The sequence below is a fragment of the Zhengella sp. genome (assembly GCF_041397485.1).
In the GTDB taxonomy this organism is placed as follows: Bacteria; Pseudomonadota; Alphaproteobacteria; order Rhizobiales; family Rhizobiaceae; genus Zhengella.
In genome coordinates, this window is sequence record NZ_JAWKWO010000004.1 from 468,085 (window position 1) to 483,417 (window position 15,333).

The 15,333-nt window shown below is 65.4% G+C and carries 18 protein-coding genes; 6 read left to right on the forward strand and 12 right to left on the reverse strand.

Going from position 1 to position 15,333, the window contains the following annotated elements; all coding sequences use genetic code 11:
- Nucleotides 1-10: 10 nt before the first annotated feature.
- The 12 genes from R3D65_RS14675 to R3D65_RS14730 form a co-directional block, all read right to left on the reverse strand.
- Nucleotides 11-841 carry an aspartate dehydrogenase gene (locus tag R3D65_RS14675; protein ID WP_371275986.1) on the reverse strand — a complete coding sequence of 277 codons (831 nt, stop codon included), beginning with the start codon at nt 839-841 and terminating at the stop codon, nt 11-13.
- A complete protein-coding gene (locus tag R3D65_RS14680; RefSeq protein ID WP_371275987.1) occupies nt 841-2,520 on the reverse strand; it encodes a thiamine pyrophosphate-binding protein in 1,680 nt (559 codons plus the stop codon). The genes R3D65_RS14675 and R3D65_RS14680 overlap by 1 nt, the downstream gene beginning before the upstream one ends.
- 4 nt (nt 2,521-2,524) lie before the next feature.
- A complete protein-coding gene (locus R3D65_RS14685; RefSeq protein ID WP_371275988.1) occupies nt 2,525-3,316 on the reverse strand; it encodes an SDR family oxidoreductase in 792 nt (263 codons plus the stop codon).
- A complete protein-coding gene (locus tag R3D65_RS14690) occupies nt 3,317-4,234 on the reverse strand; it encodes a VOC family protein (RefSeq protein WP_371275989.1) in 918 nt (305 codons plus the stop codon).
- Nucleotides 4,227-5,051: an IclR family transcriptional regulator gene (locus tag R3D65_RS14695; protein WP_371275990.1), complete on the reverse strand. Its 825-nt coding sequence runs from the start codon at nt 5,049-5,051 to the stop codon at nt 4,227-4,229. Before R3D65_RS14695 ends, R3D65_RS14690 begins: the two co-directional genes overlap by 8 nt.
- On the reverse strand, nt 5,048-5,893 hold the full coding sequence (locus R3D65_RS14700; RefSeq protein ID WP_371275991.1) for an alpha/beta fold hydrolase: 846 nt from the start codon (nt 5,891-5,893) through the stop codon (nt 5,048-5,050). The genes R3D65_RS14695 and R3D65_RS14700 overlap by 4 nt, the downstream gene beginning before the upstream one ends.
- Entirely contained in the window at nt 5,890-6,639 is a 750-nt protein-coding gene (locus R3D65_RS14705; protein ID WP_371275992.1) for an SDR family oxidoreductase, read from the reverse strand. Before R3D65_RS14705 ends, R3D65_RS14700 begins: the two co-directional genes overlap by 4 nt.
- A gap of 18 nt (nt 6,640-6,657) precedes the next feature.
- A complete protein-coding gene (locus R3D65_RS14710; RefSeq protein ID WP_371275993.1) occupies nt 6,658-7,203 on the reverse strand; it encodes a cupin domain-containing protein in 546 nt (181 codons plus the stop codon).
- Nucleotides 7,200-8,465 (reverse strand): FAD-dependent monooxygenase, encoded by a 1,266-nt coding sequence (locus R3D65_RS14715; RefSeq protein ID WP_371275994.1) that lies wholly within the window; start codon nt 8,463-8,465, stop codon nt 7,200-7,202. The genes R3D65_RS14710 and R3D65_RS14715 overlap by 4 nt, the downstream gene beginning before the upstream one ends.
- Nucleotides 8,466-8,468: 3 nt before the next feature.
- The gene (locus R3D65_RS14720) at nt 8,469-9,230 is read right to left on the reverse strand and encodes an ABC transporter permease (protein WP_371275996.1); all 762 of its coding nucleotides are present in this window, start codon (nt 9,228-9,230) and stop codon (nt 8,469-8,471) included.
- A gap of 112 nt (nt 9,231-9,342) precedes the next feature.
- The gene (locus tag R3D65_RS14725) at nt 9,343-10,317 is read right to left on the reverse strand and encodes an ABC transporter substrate-binding protein (RefSeq protein ID WP_371275997.1); all 975 of its coding nucleotides are present in this window, start codon (nt 10,315-10,317) and stop codon (nt 9,343-9,345) included.
- A 32-nt stretch (nt 10,318-10,349) separates the two neighbouring features.
- The gene (locus R3D65_RS14730; protein ID WP_371275998.1) at nt 10,350-11,180 is read right to left on the reverse strand and encodes an ABC transporter ATP-binding protein; all 831 of its coding nucleotides are present in this window, start codon (nt 11,178-11,180) and stop codon (nt 10,350-10,352) included.
- Nucleotides 11,181-11,441: 261 nt separating this feature from the next.
- Here R3D65_RS14730 and R3D65_RS14735 point away from each other — a divergent pair, with 261 nt between their 5' ends.
- Genes R3D65_RS14735 through R3D65_RS14760 form a run of 6 tightly spaced genes read left to right on the forward strand, consistent with a single transcriptional unit; the run spans nt 11,442 to nt 15,261 of the window.
- Complete coding sequence (locus R3D65_RS14735; protein WP_371275999.1) at nt 11,442-11,768, forward strand: hypothetical protein; 327 nt, start codon at nt 11,442-11,444, stop codon at nt 11,766-11,768.
- A gap of 2 nt (nt 11,769-11,770) precedes the next feature.
- Nucleotides 11,771-11,989: a recombinase-like helix-turn-helix domain-containing protein gene (locus R3D65_RS14740; protein WP_371276000.1), complete on the forward strand. Its 219-nt coding sequence runs from the start codon at nt 11,771-11,773 to the stop codon at nt 11,987-11,989.
- 10 nt (nt 11,990-11,999) lie between these two features.
- Entirely contained in the window at nt 12,000-13,049 is a 1,050-nt protein-coding gene (locus R3D65_RS14745) for a Rieske 2Fe-2S domain-containing protein (protein WP_371276001.1), read from the forward strand.
- Nucleotides 13,049-13,459 carry a RidA family protein gene (locus tag R3D65_RS14750; protein ID WP_371276002.1) on the forward strand — a complete coding sequence of 137 codons (411 nt, stop codon included), beginning with the start codon at nt 13,049-13,051 and terminating at the stop codon, nt 13,457-13,459. The genes R3D65_RS14745 and R3D65_RS14750 overlap by 1 nt, the downstream gene beginning before the upstream one ends.
- A gap of 5 nt (nt 13,460-13,464) precedes the next feature.
- Complete coding sequence (locus R3D65_RS14755) at nt 13,465-14,421, forward strand: 2Fe-2S iron-sulfur cluster-binding protein (RefSeq protein WP_371276003.1); 957 nt, start codon at nt 13,465-13,467, stop codon at nt 14,419-14,421.
- Nucleotides 14,422-14,436: 15 nt separating this feature from the next.
- The gene (locus tag R3D65_RS14760) at nt 14,437-15,261 is read left to right on the forward strand and encodes an IclR family transcriptional regulator (protein ID WP_371276004.1); all 825 of its coding nucleotides are present in this window, start codon (nt 14,437-14,439) and stop codon (nt 15,259-15,261) included.
- Nucleotides 15,262-15,333: the final 72 nt, after the last annotated feature.

Consider the following 15,333-nt stretch of genomic DNA (forward strand, 5'->3'; position numbering starts at 1 on the left):
GGGCTGGCCTTCACGAAACGATGGGGTTGACGCGGTTCATCACCGCGCGCACGAGGCTGTAGACCGTGGGCAGCGATGTCTTGGGATTGGCCGGTGCCGGCTTGCCGACGATGCGCACGGACACTTCCGCCGCATCCGACACGACGTCGAAGACATGGATGTTCGAGCTCACGGCCGGATCGGCGATCATGCGCACGGTGGTGTGCTCGAACCCTGCCCCGGCCAGTGCGATGGTCGCCGCCACATTGGCGTTCTTCGGATAATTCGCCGCCGCCTGCCGCGCCGTACCCTCGAAGAACACTGTCTCGCGGCTCAGGCCGTCGAGACCAATTGCATCCTCCGCCTTCGTGCCCTTCCACGCATTGGGCGGCTTGCGCGACGTGTAGGTGACGGACCGGATATCCGACCGTGCGAGCGCGGCAAGGATGTCCATGCCGCCGACAGCGCCGGAAGACATCTCCAGCCGCGTTTCCCCGGCCCTTGCCGCCGCCTCCAGCCGCTGCGCCAGCGCTTCGTCGCTCAATGCACCGGTGGACACGACCACGGTTTCGATGCCCGCTTCCAGCAGGGCCGGAACATGGTCGGCCACCGCGCCATGGCCGGCAGCCTCGATGGCAAGATCCGGTTGCGCCGCGATCAGCGCGGTGACGCACTCGACCACCCGGAAATCATCGGCCACCGCTTCGGCAGCGGTTCCGAGCGCCTGCGCGACGCCTGCACTCTTGCCCGGCCGTGCCAACACGGTCAGGCTGTCCAGACGTTGCGGCAGGCTGCGTCCGAGCACGGCCAGCATTTCGACGGTGATCGCGCCGGCACCGATGATCGCAAGCCGCGTCAGCATCAGTTTCCCTTTCCGGCAGCGCCTGCCGGCGGACCGGCAAAGGCTTGCGCAAAGGGGCCGATGGCGCACATGTCCACCTCGATCAGCACGGGGCCGTCAGCGGCAAGCGCCTCGTCCAGCGCCCCGGCGAAGGCCGTTTCATGGGACACCTTCACATGGGCGAGGCCCACGGCCTGGCACATCAGCGCAAAATCCGGTGTGCGCAGCGCCGAATAGTGATGCCGGCTGCCATATTGCGCATCCTGGATGTTCTTGATCACGCCATAGGCCTGGTCGTTCATCAGCACGTAGACGAGATTGGCCTTCTCCTCGACCGCCGTGATCAGCTCGGCAATGCCGAGCTGCGCGCCGCCATCGCCGACGAGAACGATCGACTTCGCCTCGCCCTCGACCAGCCCCGCGCCGATGCCCATGGCAAGGCCCTGCCCGATGCCGCCGCCAAGCGCATGCACGCCATGATGCGGCGCGGCGAATTGCACGTAGCGATTGCCAAAGGTGGAGTTGGAAATCGTCACATCGCGCACGAAGGGATGGCCGCCCGCCGCAACCCGTTCCTGCAATGCGTCGGCGATCACGCGGTAGACGCCAAGCTGGTCACGCAGCCGCCCTTCCGCCTTGACCCGCGCAATGGCGATGGAATGGCGGAATTCGGCATCCGTCTCCAGCCGTTCAGGCAAAAGATCGAGAAGCCGGGCCAAGCTATCCTTCGCATCGCCATGGATGAACAGGTCGACCGGGTAATTGCGCGCGCCCTGCGTCGCTTCCGCGTCGATCTGCACCAGCGGAGAGGGCAGCGGCAACGTGTTGTTGCGCGTCTCGTTGCCGCGCAAACGCGAACCGGCGACGATCATCAGGTCGCATTGGGCATAGATCGCTTCCGCCTCCGGCGTCATGTTGAAGGCGCCGAGCGTATAGGGGCTGGCCTCGTCCACCACCGCCCGGCCATTGGTGCTCGACACCGCGCAGAAGCCGCGCTCCACCAGCGCGTTCGCCGCGTCGCCGGCATGGCGCGCCCCGCCACCCAGCCACAGCATCGGCCGGCGTGCCTTTTTCACCAGTTCCGCCAGCGCCGCGATACTGTCCTGCCCGGCCAGCGGACGAACGACGAGCGGGCGGGCGATAAAGTCCTGCTCCGGCACCGTTTCGCGCTGAACGTCAACGGGAATTTCAAGGCTCACCGGCCCGGATGGCGGGCTGAGCGCCGCCGATGCCGCCGCCGACAGCACGGTATGCACCGAGCGCGCCTCCCACATGCGCAGGCATGTTTTCGAGATGCCTTTCAGCATGTCGGTCTGGCGCGGCACGTCGTGAATGGCGGCCCGGTCGCGGTCCATGAACTGGCGGTCCACCTGGGTGGTGATATGCAGCACCGGCGAACCCGCCGTCAGCGCCTCCACCTGCGCGCCGGCCGTGTTGCCCGCCCCCGTGCCCGTCGAGGTGATGACCACACCCAGCGAGCGCGAGACGCGGGCATAGGCATCGGCCATGTTCATGGCGCCCGCCTCGCCACGCGCCGGCACGAAGCGGATGCGCCCCTGCCGGGCGATGGCATCGAGAATCGGCATGTTGTGGATCGAGATCACCCCGAAGACGCGCGTCACGCCGATATCGGCAAGATGCCGGGCAATGGCCTCGCCCACGGTTTCGGTTCTGGTCGGCGCGTCGGTTTTCATCAGCATGGCGTCACACGAATCTTGAGGTCCCGCCGGAAACTTCCAGCCGGGCACCGGTGATGTAGCTGGCCGCGGGTGAGGCCAGGAAGACGATGGCATTGGCCGGCTCGTGCGGCTCGCCAAAGCGGCCGAGCGGAATATGCCGCCTGGCGGCTTCCGACCGGAGCCAGTCCTCCAGCGAAACGGACTTGTCCTCCCGCGCCTCGAAGCGGCGGTGCCACTGGCCGGATACGACGATGCCGAGCAGGATGGAATTGACCCGCACGTGCGGGGCCAGTTCGCCCGCCAGCGATTTGAGCAGGTTCTGCACGCCTGCCCGCGCCGCCGAAGTGCACACCATGTGCGGCTCCGGCTGGTAGGCGAGCAGCGAATTGACACCGACAATGGCGCCGCAACCGCTGGCTTTCAGCATGGCCTGGAAGGCCCGCACGGGATGGATCTGGCTGAAGAATTTCAACTCCAGTTCCTCGCGCCAGGCCTCGTCATCGGTGCCGGCGAAGGTGGAGACACGGCCCTGGCCGGCATTGTTGACCAGCATGTCCACGCCGCCGAAATGATCGCGCACACGGGCGGCAAAGTCGCGCATCGCCTCCGCATCGAGCACGGATGCCGGGATGCCCAGCACGTTTTCCGCCCCGAATTCGGCTTTCAGCCCGTCGGCCACCGTGTCGAGCCGTTCCGCGTCCCTTGCGCAGAAGGCCACACGGGCACCTTCGGTGAGAAACCGGCGCACCGTTGCCAGCCCGATGCCCGAGGATCCGCCGGTGACGACTGCCACCTTGCCTTTCAGCCCGAGATCCATTCAGCGCGCCTCCGCCTGCGGGAAACCCCGGTCTGGGCGCCCCAGCATGACCGCGCGCATGGCAGGCGTGGGCGGCCCGGCCGTCATCCAGCGGTCCGACAGTTCCGGATCGCCCCAGGGCCATTCCTGCGCCACATGCGTTGCCTCGTCGATCTGCTGCAACTCGGTGGTGAACTCGATGACGAAGCCGGACGGCGAGACGAAATAGGCGAACGGATTGTTGCCAGGCCCGTGGCGCCCCGGACCCCAGCTCGGCACATGGCCTTTCTGTTTCATCCGCCCGATGCCGCGCATGAAGGAATCCATGTCGCGCATCTCGAAGGCCACGTGATTGGCGCTGGCATGGGCATTGTGGAACAGGCCGATGGAGTGGTGGTCGCTGCTGCACCGCAGAAAGGACATCCGGTCGACATAGAAGTCGGACAGCCGGAAACCGAGCATGTCCGTGTAGAAAGCCTCCGTCGTCTTGAGATCCGGCGTGTTGACCACGACATGCGACACCTTCACCGGCATGGCGAATTCGCTTGCCGCATCGCTGTTGTCAGCCGTGTCCGCCACGATGCGCAGGATGCGGTTGTCGGGATCGCGCACGCGGAAACCGATGCCGCCGCCCGGTGTCGTCAGTTCGGCCGGCTCGTCGACAAGCGGTGCCCCGGCCCTTGAAAGATGGTCGTAAAGCGCTTCCAGCCGCGCCCGGCTCGTCATGCCGAAATTGATGTATTCGATGCCGAAATCCGCACCATCGGTCAGCGAATAGATATAGGGCTCCGGCCCGGTGCCGCGCAGATAGACCGTGCCGTCATTCGATGGCACGCGCTTCAGCCCCCAGGTGCCCTCGTAGAAATCGGCGGTTTCGCTCATGCCGGGCGCGCGCATGGCAATGCCGCGCAGGAAATCGACGCGCATGGGTTCAGTCATGTTGGCCTCCTGACAGATGGCGGATACGGGCGGATGACGGGATATGCCCGAGCTGATGGGAAATGCGGTGTGCGGCGGCGCTCAGGTTCCGGCCGATCTCCTCGCGCCGGCCCGCGCCTTCGGCGAATTCATGGTCCGGCCCGGTGACATTGATCGCGCCGACGGCCTTGCCCTGCGCATCGAACACGGCCGCCGCCGCCGAGCCGATCCCGGCTTCGAAATTCGAAACGCTCCAGGCGATGCCGAGGCGCCGGTCTGCGTTCAGCTGCTCGCTGAGCGCGGCAAGCGTGGTGGCGGTCTTCTCCGTCGCCGCCGTCATTTCGGATGCGCGGAACAATGCCTCGACCTCGGCGAAATCGCGATGGGCAAGGATGATGCGCCCGATGGTCGTGGCATGAGCCGGCAACCGGCTGCCGACACGGACATTGGAAACGAGATGCAGGTTCGGCGTCTCGCGCAGGAGATAGGTGATCTCGCGCCGGTCAAGGATGCCCAGATGCGCCGAAAGCCCCAGGTCGCGCACCAGCCGGCGCAGTTCGGGATGGGCCACCTGCACGATGTCGCGCGAATAGAGCGCGCTGGCGGCCAGGTTGATGAGCCCTGTTCCGAGCACGAACCCCTGTCCGTTATGCGCCTTCTCGATCATCGCCTCCTGCTCGAGCGTATGCAGGAGCCGGATCAGCGTGGTCCGGTTTATGCCGGTTTCCTTGGCCGCCTTCGCCATGTTGGCGCAGGAATTGCCGTCGGCAATGTAGCGCAGCACACGGAAGGCCCGTTCCACCGGGGGCACGCTGTAGCCGTTCGCATCGCCGCTCATCGTGCCGCCTCCCTCGCGCCGGCAAGCGAGGCTTCGAAACGGACGATTTCCGCGCCGACCGCTTCCGGAAATTCCTGGTGCAGGATGTGCCCGGCGTCCGGAACGCTCCGGAACACGTGCGGCAGATCCGGCGCCGCCCTGGCAAGGGCGTCATGAACGCCCCGGCTCTGTTCCGGCGCCGTCACGGCATCCTTTTCACCCACCATGACCAGCGAGGGCACGCGCACCGATTCGGCATCGCCCTTCTGATCGCCCGTCGCCAGCATCCGCACCGCCTGGCCGTAGCCCACCGGACGGATAGCGGACATGGCCGCGATGGCCTTGTCGCGGACCGCCGGCATGGCGTCCGGGCGATACATCAGGCGCGGCGCGCGGCTGCGGGCGAATTCTTCCGGCCCCATTGCCGCGAGATCATCGAGCCGGGCCTGCGCCTTTTCCCCCAGTATGCCGGGCGCGGCGCCATGGCCCTGCGCGCAGGCCAGCAGAACCAGTCCCGCCACGCGGTCCGGGTGGAGACGCGCGAAGGCCACCGCCATCAGCGTGCCAAGCGAATGGCCGGCCAGCAGGACCCGGTTCATGCCCGCCGCATCGAGAACGGCCGACAGCCGACCGGCATAGTCCGCCGCCACCGGCCAGTCCGCTGAAAGTGGCTGCGAGCCGCCATAGCCAGGCGCGTTCCAGGCGGCGAGCGTCCAGTCCTCCGGCAGGAGAGCCGACAGCCCGTCGAACGAGGTCATGTTGGAGCCGATGCCATGCAGCAAGACAAGCACCGGCCCGCCCGCCCCTTCAGACAGCCGCAATTCGGTTCCCTCAAGCACCATGTCTGTCCAGGCGCGGCTCATTTGAATACGAATCCCCGGTTCACAGGCAGCACCTGCCCGGTCAGCGTCAGCGCATCCGGCCCGAGCAGGAAAACGATGGTCCCGGTCACGTCCTGCGGCCCTTGCGGCCCTGGTACGGCGCGGCCGGATTCGTAGAGTCGATGGCGTTCCTCCGGCACATATTCAGTCGATTCCGTCGTCAGGATACCCGGCGCGACGGCTGTCACGCCAATGCCCTTGGGGCCGAGTTCGCGGGCCAGCGAATGCGTCATCGACATCACCGCGCCCTTGCTGGCAACATAGGTGAGCAGGCGCGGCGCCCCCCAGATCGCGGTGTCGGAGGCGATATTGACGATCCGCCCGCCATGCGATTGCGCGAGAAGCGGCACGGCGGCGCGCGTCATCAGCCACAGCCCGCGCACATTGACCGCCATCACCCGGTCCCAGGTCTCGATGTCGATCTCGTCCAGCGTCTTGCCGCCGATGCCCGTTGCGATGGCACCATTGTTGACCAGCCCGTCAAGCCGGCCTTCGTCGTCCGCGATGCCGGCGGCCAGTTCTGCTATGCTCTCCGCCGAGGCCAGGTCCACGTGCGCGGCCCGTGCCGTTCCGCCATCCTGTGCGACGAGGCGCGCGGATTCGGCCGCCCCCGCCCCGTCGATATCGGCCAGAACCAGACGCGCGCCGGCACGCCCGCAGGCCAGCGCGATCTCGCGCCCCAGCCCGCGCGCGGCACCCGTGATCAGGATCGTCCGGTTCTCAAGCATTGTCACGTCCGGCCTTTCTCAATTGCGCTTGATCTTGGCGAGCGGATGCTCCGGCGGATAGGTGGGCGTCACCGGCTTGGGATTGCCGATGATGACGCACATCAGCGCTTCCTCGATGCCTTCGTTCACCAGCCCGCGATAGACGCCGGGCGGCACGGAGATGATGTCGCGCTCGGTGAGAACCGTCTCGACCGTCTCGCCCTTGTGCTCGATGAACAGACGGATCTTGTGGCCGCGCAGGATGAAGAACACTTCCTCGGCATCGGTGTGGATATGCAGCGGCCCTTCGCAGCCGGCCGGCAGCACCATCGTCGAGAAGGTGAAATGCTCGGCCGGAATGACATTGCTGTCGCTCTTCACGCCCGTGGCGCCGGTGCCGATGTAGCGCATCTGCGCGCGACGGTATTTCGGGTCGTAATCGGCCTGGAACTTCAGCGCGTTCCAGTCCAGCTTGCGGGTCTCGTAGCGCGCAACGCGGCTTTCGATCCAGTCGCCAAGGCTCATGCCGTCGGGGATCTGTACGTCATCGGGATTGATGGTCGGCATGGTCGGGGCTGCAGTCATGATACACCTCCTGGGGTTTCACAAACGGAAATTCGTCTCTTGCGCGCGCTCGTCTCGCCGAAAGCGCGAATGGCCTCGTCCGTCTCGTGGCGGAAGTCACGAAGCCGGGCGTAGAAATCGTCGACGGCGCCTTGCGCCTCGCGCCGCATCCGTGCGTCGCGGCCGGCCAGCGCCGCTGCGTCCTCGCGTGCGCCGGCCTCTCCGACCGCCCGCGAAACATCCTGCACGAAGGTGCAGACCGGTGCGCGCAATTGGCCGAACCGGGTCAGCGCGGCATCAATGTCATCCGTGACGGCAAGAAGCCGCGCCAGCACCACACCGTCCTCCATCGCCATGGCGCCGCCCTGGCCCATGAAGGGTGTGGAAGCATGGGCGGCATCGCCGATCAGCAGCACCCGGCCGCGATGCCACGGCAACGGCAGCGCCACTTCCTCCACCGCGGTGTAGAAAACCTCGCTATGCGGCCCCGTGTCATCGAGGAAGGGCCGCGCCGGTCCGTCAAACTCGGCAAAGCGGGCACGCATCGTTTGCGGCCATTCGGCAGGATCGAAGCGGCGGTCCTTGGGCTCCGCCACCGTTCCGAACGTATAGAGCTTGTCGTCGCTGATCGGCATGATGCCGAACCGCTTGCCCGGCCCCATCAGCATGATCTTCTCGACGAGTTCCGGGGGCCGGTCATGCACGGCACGCCAGACACCGAAACCGGTATGGCGCGGCTCGACGCCGATGCCGATCATCGGGCGCATGGCACTGCGGATGCCGTCGGCCCCGATCACCAGGTCGAAGGTCGCACGGCGTCCGTCGCTCAGGCGCACATCCGCGCCATGGCCGCCGGTCTCGATTGCCTCGACCGTCGTGCCCAGTTCCACCTGAACACCCAGCGCAGCCATTTCAGTGGCCAGAACGCGGTGCAGTTCGGCCCGCTTGATGCCGAGGATGCCCGGAACGCCGGGCGTCTGCCCTTCAGGATAGGTGACGTTGATGATCGGCGTTCCGCGATGATCGAAATAGGCGTTGCGCCCGCCAGGAATCGCGAAGCCAGCCTCCAGGATCGCATCGAGCACCCCGAGATCGTGAAGGCTCTCCAGCCCGTTGGAATAGACGAAGATGCCGGAGCTGAGAAAGCGCCATTCCCGCTGCTTCTCCACCACGCGGACATGGTGCCCGTCCCGCGCAAGCGCGATGGCCGCGGCACAGCCGGCAATGCCGGCGCCGGCGATCAGCACGCTGTAGCTGGGTGCGGGAGTGCGCGCGGCTGACATCGGTCAGTGCTCCGCCTTCGGAATGTAATGCAGCAGGCGCTTCTCCACCCAGGTCACGGCGGTGTAGAGCACGATGCCGATCAGCGTGAGCAGGAGGATCGCGTTGAACACCATGGCGGCATTCGCCTGCCCCTCGCCATAGGAGATGAGGAAGCCGAGCCCGGTATTGCCGCCCACCAGTTCGCCCACCGTCACGCCGATCACGGCAAGCGTGGAGCCGATGCGCAATCCCGCCAGCAGCGAGGGCAGCGTCGAGGGGAATTCGATCTTGCGGAAGATCTGCCAGCGCGTCAGGTTGTAGGCGCGCGCCAGGTTGATGATGTCGCGATCCACCGTCTTCATGGCCTGCAGCACGTTGACGAGGATGGGGAAGAAGACGATCAGGATCGTCACCAGAAGTTTCGGCCAGAACGTGAAGCCGAACCACATGATGAACAGCGGCGCGAAGGCCACTTTCGGCGCGATCTGCAGCGCCAGGATATAGGGCGAGAGCACCCGCTCCCAGAAGATGGACATGCCGAGCAGGTAGCCGATGACGGCACCCAGGAAACTGCCCACCGCAAAGCCGATCAGCGTCATGACGAAGGTGGACAGCAGATGCCCGCCCAGATTGTCCAGACGGATGTTGCGGATCAGTTCCTCAAGGCACTGGCTGGCCGTCGGGATGATGTAGCGCGGTACGCCGAGCGCCGGCGGGACGAATTCCCAGGCCAGCAGAAACAGGAGGGCGACCACGAGTGTCGTCATGAGAACGGTGTTTTTCATCGGTCCCGGTCCAGACAGGCAAAAGAGGTTCTGTTGAAGGCTTGCCGCCGAAGCGCTTCACGAGGATGCGGGCGCGGCGGCTGAAGCCGCGCCCTGCCAATGCGTCAGGCCGTTACCGGGCGACGAACTGGTTGGTATAGGTATCGGCGATCGGCACCGCCTCGCGCACGATGTCGTTCTTCAGGTAGAAGTCCTGCACTGCCTTCATCCGCGTCTCGTCGAACATGCCGAACGTCGCGGTGTCGGTGCCATAGACGAGGTCGATGTAGCCGCGCATGATGGCCTCCATGACCTTCTCCTTGCCGGCATGCTGCGGCACGGCAGCGACATAATCCCTGGCCGCCTGCTCGGGGTCGTTGATGACATCGACATAGCCCTTGATGGTGGCCTGCACGAAGGCCTTCACCATCTCCGGCTTCTCGGCGATCATCGTGTCGGAGGCGATGATCGCCTGCGCCATCGCGGGGAAGATGTCGTTGATGGGCAGCATCTGCACATCGACGCCAGCCGCGCGCACCGCACCGGCCCATTCGACAGTGCCGGACATGGCCTGCGTGTCGCCCGAGATCATGAGCTGGATGATGCCGGCCGGACCGACCGCCTGGATATCGACGTCGTTCTTGGTCAGGCCCACGCTCGCCAGCGCGGCCAGCAGGTTGTAATAGGTGGTGTCCTGGAAGGACAGCACGCCCACCGACTTGCCCTTCAGGTCCGCCAGCGAGTTCACGCCGGCATCCTTGCGCCAGTAGATCTGCGTCAGCGCCTTGGCGCCCAGCACGGCGACACCGCGGATCGGCAGGCCGTTGGCGCGCACGATGATGGCGGTGTCGCCAATGCCGCCGCCCAGCTCCGCATTGCCGACGCCCACCTGCTTGGCGACATCGGCGCCGCCCTTGCCCACCTGGAAGGTCACATCCAGGCCGGCATCGGTGTAATAGCCCTTTGCCATGGCGATCTTGAACGGCGCGAAGGCCGGCAGGAAATCCGGCGCCGGGAAGAGATAGGTCATTTTTTCCGCGGCCGTCGCGGCCCCGGCCATGGCCGCAAGCGAGACAGCCGTGACGATGGTTCTCAGCAGTTTCTTCATGTTCACCCTCTTTGTTTTTCCAGTGCTTCGGTTCACGCGAGCTCTTCCTGATCCTTCAGCTTCAGGATCTCGAACATCCGGTTGATGTAGACCTGCGCCTTGGGATTCTGCCGCCGCGCCGTCGGGTTTCCCCGGTCCGGCAGATCGACCCTGATCTCCTCCACGATCGTACCCGGGCGCTGCGACAGCACGAGAATGCGGTCGGCCATGAAGGCCGCCTCCGCCAGATCGTGGGTGATGAGAAGCGTGGTGATGTTTTCCTGCTCGATGGTGGCGGCGAAATTGCGCTGGATGATGATCTTCGTCTGCGCGTCGAGCGCCGAGAACGGCTCGTCCAGCAGGATGACGTCCGGCTCGATCACCAGCGTGCGCGCCAGCGCCGCGCGTTGGCGCATGCCGCCGGAAAGCTGGTGCGGATAGTAATCGCCGAAACCATGCAGGTGGCAGCGGTCCAGCATCGCCGATGCCCGCTCGCGGCATTCCGCCTGCCGGACGCCGCGCGCCTCCAGGCCGAAGCATACATTCTGCTCGATCGTGCGCCAGGGCAGCAGAAGATCCTTCTGCAACATGAAGCCGACATGGGAATTCGGCCGCGTCACGAGCTCGCCCGAGACATAAACCTCGCCGCTGGTCGGCTGGTAGAGGCCGGCCGTCATGTTGAGCATCGTGCTCTTGCCGCAGCCCGACGGCCCGACAATGGCGACGAACTCGCCCTCCGCGGCAGTGAAGGAAATATCCTTGATCGCCGTCAGCAGGTTGCCATCGCCCTTCGAGCCGAAAGCCTTGGTGACATTGCGGTATTCAAGCGCCATGGCCGCCCCCGTTGCCGCACGCGGCCCGCCCTTCAGCGGAAGATGGCGCATTTTCGATCGATGCCGGCACGCTGACCCCCTCGCCTTACTGTTCATATCTGAACATTATGTTCGTTATTTGAATGGTAAGCGTGGTCGGCGTTTCTGACAAGCATAAAATTGGAGAAGGCAGATACTTCCGCTTTCCGGCCCTGTAAGGTGCGATATCGTCCCCGAAAGCCTCTTTACAGCCGGGCAGATTGAACGTAGCATTGTTTCAATAACGATAAGTTGTTTCATATTTGAAACGCCATCGATCCCAAGGAGGGGCGGGTGAGCGCAGCCGGCGAGACGATGCTGATGACCGTGTTCCTGAAACACGACCAGTCGAACAATCTCGATGCCATCCAGACGAGGCTGAAGGATGCCGACTGGTGGGAGCGCTTTCCGCCCGAGGGTGTCGAGATCGTTTCCTGGGTTGTCGCCATGGGTTTCGGCCAGATCGTCACGCTGCGCCTGCCGCCCTCGAAGCTCAATGTCGTCAATGTCGAACTGGAGCGCTCCGCCTGGGGCGTCTTCGAAACCGAGTGTTTCCCGGCCTACGATTTCGTGCCGGTCCGGGAGATGATCCGCGAACGCGTGCGCAACGGAGGGAAATGACCATGGCCGACCAATACATCGTCGTCCACCAGTCGAGGGACCGGGAGCCGACCGAATATGAAGACCTGCTGGGCGATGCGCTGGAAAAGGCCTTCGCCGCCGGCGTCACCGATGTCGACGGCATCGTCGCGAGCCTGATCGCCGATGCCGTGCCGTCGCCCGGCGGCCGCCCCTGGACCGGCGACCTGGTCCTGTCCGAACTCAAGCGCCTCGGCGAATAGGAGCAGGAACATGCTGGACAAGACCAAGGACGCCACTGTCACCGATGCAATGATCGAGCAGCGCCTGAAAGTGGGCTTGCGCAACCAGTGGTGGGCCATTTGCCCGTCGCATTTCGTCAAGGACAGGCCGGTCTCGCTTTTCCGCCTCGGCTACCGGATGGTGCTGTGGCGCAAGTATGACGGCTCGGTCGCCTGCCTTGAGGATTTCTGCCCGCATCGCGGGGCGCCGCTGTCGCGCGGCATCGCCGTCGATGACCGTATTGCCTGCGGCTATCACGGCGTACAGGTGGACGAGACCGGAACCGCCGTCTCGGTGCCCGGCAGCCCGGGCTGCAAACTGGAAGGCATGCGCTGCGTACGCACCTTCCCGATCATCGAGCAGTTCGGCGTCATCTTCGCCTATGTCTCCGACGACGCGAACCCGAACCCGGACCCGGCGCCCTTCGTCGCGCCGGAACAGCTTTCCGATCCGGACTACAGCCACTTCCTGAATTATGCCGAGTGGCAGGGCGACTATCGCTTCGTCATCGACAACGTCATGGACCCGATGCACGGCACCTTCCTGCACAAGCAGTCGCATTCCATGATTTTCGGTGACACCACCGCGAAATTCGTCATCACCGACACCGAAACCGGTTTCATCTTCGAGAAGGAAGGCCAGCGCAGCGTCAATTTCGACTTTTCCGAATGGGGCGAGACGGGCATTCACTGGCTGCGCCTCGAAATCCCCTATCCGAAGACCGGGGGTCCGGGCGGCAATTTCCATATTGTCGGCATGTACACACCCATCAACGAGCGCATGGCCGCCATTTTCCACTGGCGCTGCCGCAAGGTTGAGGGCTGGCAGCGCGATGCCTGGCGTTTCCTCTACAAGAACCGGCTGGAAGAGCGCCACCATCATGTGCTCGAACAGGACCGCGTCATGCTGGAGGACATCCTTGTCGACCCGCGCGGCCGCGAGATCCTCTACCAGCACGACCTCGGCCTGGTGCGGGTGCGCCGCCGCATGGCGGCGCTGGCCCGCGAGCAGCTCGAAGCCGAAATGCAGGCCGGCGCCTGATGGCGGGCCTTGCGAAGATCGACTGCCCGGATGTGCCGGAACCGCCCGGCGCATCCTGGTCCAATGGCCTGGTCATCGGCCGCGAGATCGTGCTGTCCGGCGTGACCGCACGCGGCCCCGACGGTAAGGCCATTGGCGGCGACAGCATGGAAGGCCAGACGCGCGCCTGCCTCGACAAGATCTTCGCGCAGGTGAGAGCGGCCGGCGGCCATCCCGGCAACATCTACCGCCTCGTCATCTATGTCACCGACATCGCCCGCAAGGACGAGGTCAACGCCGCGCGCAAGGCCGCCTTCCGCCCCACCTATCCGGTCTCGACCCTGGTCGAGGTCTCCGGCCTCGTCTTTCCCGATCTGCTTGTCGAGATCGACGCCTTCGCCAATCTCGACCTCTCCCTGCAACAGGACTGAACGCCATGACCGACCACACCGCGCGCAAGATGCGCGTTCACCGGATGGAATGGGCCGCCCGCGACGTGCTCGAGGTCGAGTTTCGCCTCCCCGAAGGCGGCGACGTGCCGGAATATGAGCCGGGCGCCCATATCGACCTGACATTGCCCAATGGCATCACCCGGTCCTATTCGATCAAGGGCGACCCGCAACTGCGCGACCGCATCACCGTCGGTGTCGGCCTGGACGCAGCCAGCCGCGGCGGTTCGTCTTTCATCCACAGGACGCTGCGCGTCGGTGACGTGATCCCCGTCGCGGGTCCGCGAAACCATTTCCCGCTCGTCGAGGACGCGCCGAAGGTCGTGCTCATTGCCGGTGGCATCGGCATTACGCCCATGGTCTGCATGGCGCGGCGCCTCGCCGCCCTTGGCCGCGACTTCGCCTTTCATTACGCCGTGCGCTCGGCCGATCGCGCCGCCTTCCTCGACGAGTTGCAGGCGCTCGGCATCGCGCCGGTCCTCCATGTCGACGAAACTGCTGGCGGCCCGATGGATGTTGCCGCCGCCATCGCGGACCAGCCTGGCGGCACGCATTTCTACTGCTGCGGCCCCGCCGGAATGCTGGCCGCCTTCGAGGCCGCGACGGCCCACCTGCCCGAGACCCATGTTCACGTCGAGTATTTCTCGCCCAGGGTCATCGCGGTCGAAGGCGAGGACAGGCCCATCACGGTCGTGCTCGACAGGGCCGGCAAGACGATCGAAGTCGCTGCCGACGAAAGCATCGCCGCCGCCATCCAGCGTGTCGGCGTTTCCGTCGACACCTCTTGCGAGGACGGCATTTGCGGCACCTGCGAAACCCGCGTACTGGACGGCACGCCGGATCACCGTGATTCGGTGCTGACGAAATCGGAGCAGGAAGCGGGCAGGACGATGATGATCTGCGTTTCCCGCTGCAAGGGCGACCGGCTGGTCCTCGACATCTGAGGGAAATGGCCAGGCATGGGCGACACGGCGGAAATCGGCAGCACGCAGCGTGAGGACAAGGATCCCTATCTGGTCCCCGCACTACAGCACGGGTTGAAGATCCTGATGCTGTTCTCGCGCGAACGGCCCGTTCTTGGCGCGCCGGATATCGTGCGCCAATTGGGTCTGCCGCGCGCCTCCGCCTTCCGCCTGCTGCACACGCTGGAGCAGATGAATTTCCTGGTCGCCGACGGCGACCGCAAGTTCCGGCTCGGACCCGCCGTGCTGGGCCTCGGCTTCGGTTATCTGGTTTCCGACGACCTGGTGGACATTGCCCAGCCGATCCTGCGCCGCCTGCGCGACCAGACCGGCCTGTCCAGCCACATGGCGGTGCTCGACGGCAAGGAAGTGGTCTATGTCATCCGCCATGCTGCCCGCTCCACGATTGCCAGCAGTGTGCAGGTCGGCACCCGCTTTCCAGTCCATGCAACGGTGATGGGCCGCATGCTGATCTGCGACCTGACCCAGTCGGAACTGCGCGCCATGTTTCCGGACGACCGCCTGCCCGCCTTCACGCCGCAAACACCCAAGACAGTGAGCGAACTCGCCTTCATCCTGCGCGGCGACCGCGAACGCGGCTATGCCGTCAGCCAGTCGTTTTTCGAAAAGGGGGTCTGCACCGTGGCCGCGCCCGTGCGCGACGGCTTCGGCCAGATCGTCGCCTCGATCAACGTCACCGCCGTCGATTCCTATGTCGACGAGGCGCGCCTGCATGGCGAACTGAAGGACGCCGTGCTGGAAGCCGCCCGCATGATCGGGCTGTGGCTGAGCCCCGGCGGTCCCGGCCTCGAGATCGAATGAACCGCGTCATCACGGGCCGCCGGCGCCAGGACGGCGCCAGCGGCCCGGTCAAGTCCCGGGAGGGGATGGATT

Excerpts from the sequence above, each read along its gene's own strand:
- R3D65_RS14755 (WP_371276003.1), top strand. The coding sequence starts at position 13,465 with ATGACCGACCACACCGCGCGCAAGATGCGCGTTCACCGGATGGAATGG.
- R3D65_RS14730 (WP_371275998.1), bottom strand. The coding sequence starts at position 11,180 with ATGCGCCATCTTCCGCTGAAGGGCGGGCCGCGTGCGGCAACGGGGGCG.
- R3D65_RS14725 (WP_371275997.1), bottom strand. The coding sequence starts at position 10,317 with ATGAAGAAACTGCTGAGAACCATCGTCACGGCTGTCTCGCTTGCGGCC.
- R3D65_RS14740 (WP_371276000.1), top strand. The coding sequence starts at position 11,771 with ATGGCCGACCAATACATCGTCGTCCACCAGTCGAGGGACCGGGAGCCG.
- R3D65_RS14695 (WP_371275990.1), bottom strand. The coding sequence starts at position 5,051 with ATGAGCGGCGATGCGAACGGCTACAGCGTGCCCCCGGTGGAACGGGCC.
- R3D65_RS14700 (WP_371275991.1), bottom strand. The coding sequence starts at position 5,893 with ATGAGCCGCGCCTGGACAGACATGGTGCTTGAGGGAACCGAATTGCGG.
- R3D65_RS14750 (WP_371276002.1), top strand. The coding sequence starts at position 13,049 with ATGGCGGGCCTTGCGAAGATCGACTGCCCGGATGTGCCGGAACCGCCC.
- R3D65_RS14720 (WP_371275996.1), bottom strand. The coding sequence starts at position 9,230 with ATGAAAAACACCGTTCTCATGACGACACTCGTGGTCGCCCTCCTGTTT.
- R3D65_RS14685 (WP_371275988.1), bottom strand. The coding sequence starts at position 3,316 with ATGGATCTCGGGCTGAAAGGCAAGGTGGCAGTCGTCACCGGCGGATCC.
- R3D65_RS14705 (WP_371275992.1), bottom strand. The coding sequence starts at position 6,639 with ATGCTTGAGAACCGGACGATCCTGATCACGGGTGCCGCGCGCGGGCTG.
- R3D65_RS14745 (WP_371276001.1), top strand. The coding sequence starts at position 12,000 with ATGCTGGACAAGACCAAGGACGCCACTGTCACCGATGCAATGATCGAG.
- R3D65_RS14690 (WP_371275989.1), bottom strand. The coding sequence starts at position 4,234 with ATGACTGAACCCATGCGCGTCGATTTCCTGCGCGGCATTGCCATGCGC.
- R3D65_RS14760 (WP_371276004.1), top strand. The coding sequence starts at position 14,437 with ATGGGCGACACGGCGGAAATCGGCAGCACGCAGCGTGAGGACAAGGAT.
- R3D65_RS14710 (WP_371275993.1), bottom strand. The coding sequence starts at position 7,203 with ATGACTGCAGCCCCGACCATGCCGACCATCAATCCCGATGACGTACAG.
- R3D65_RS14680 (WP_371275987.1), bottom strand. The coding sequence starts at position 2,520 with ATGCTGATGAAAACCGACGCGCCGACCAGAACCGAAACCGTGGGCGAG.
- R3D65_RS14715 (WP_371275994.1), bottom strand. The coding sequence starts at position 8,465 with ATGTCAGCCGCGCGCACTCCCGCACCCAGCTACAGCGTGCTGATCGCC.
- R3D65_RS14675 (WP_371275986.1), bottom strand. The coding sequence starts at position 841 with ATGCTGACGCGGCTTGCGATCATCGGTGCCGGCGCGATCACCGTCGAA.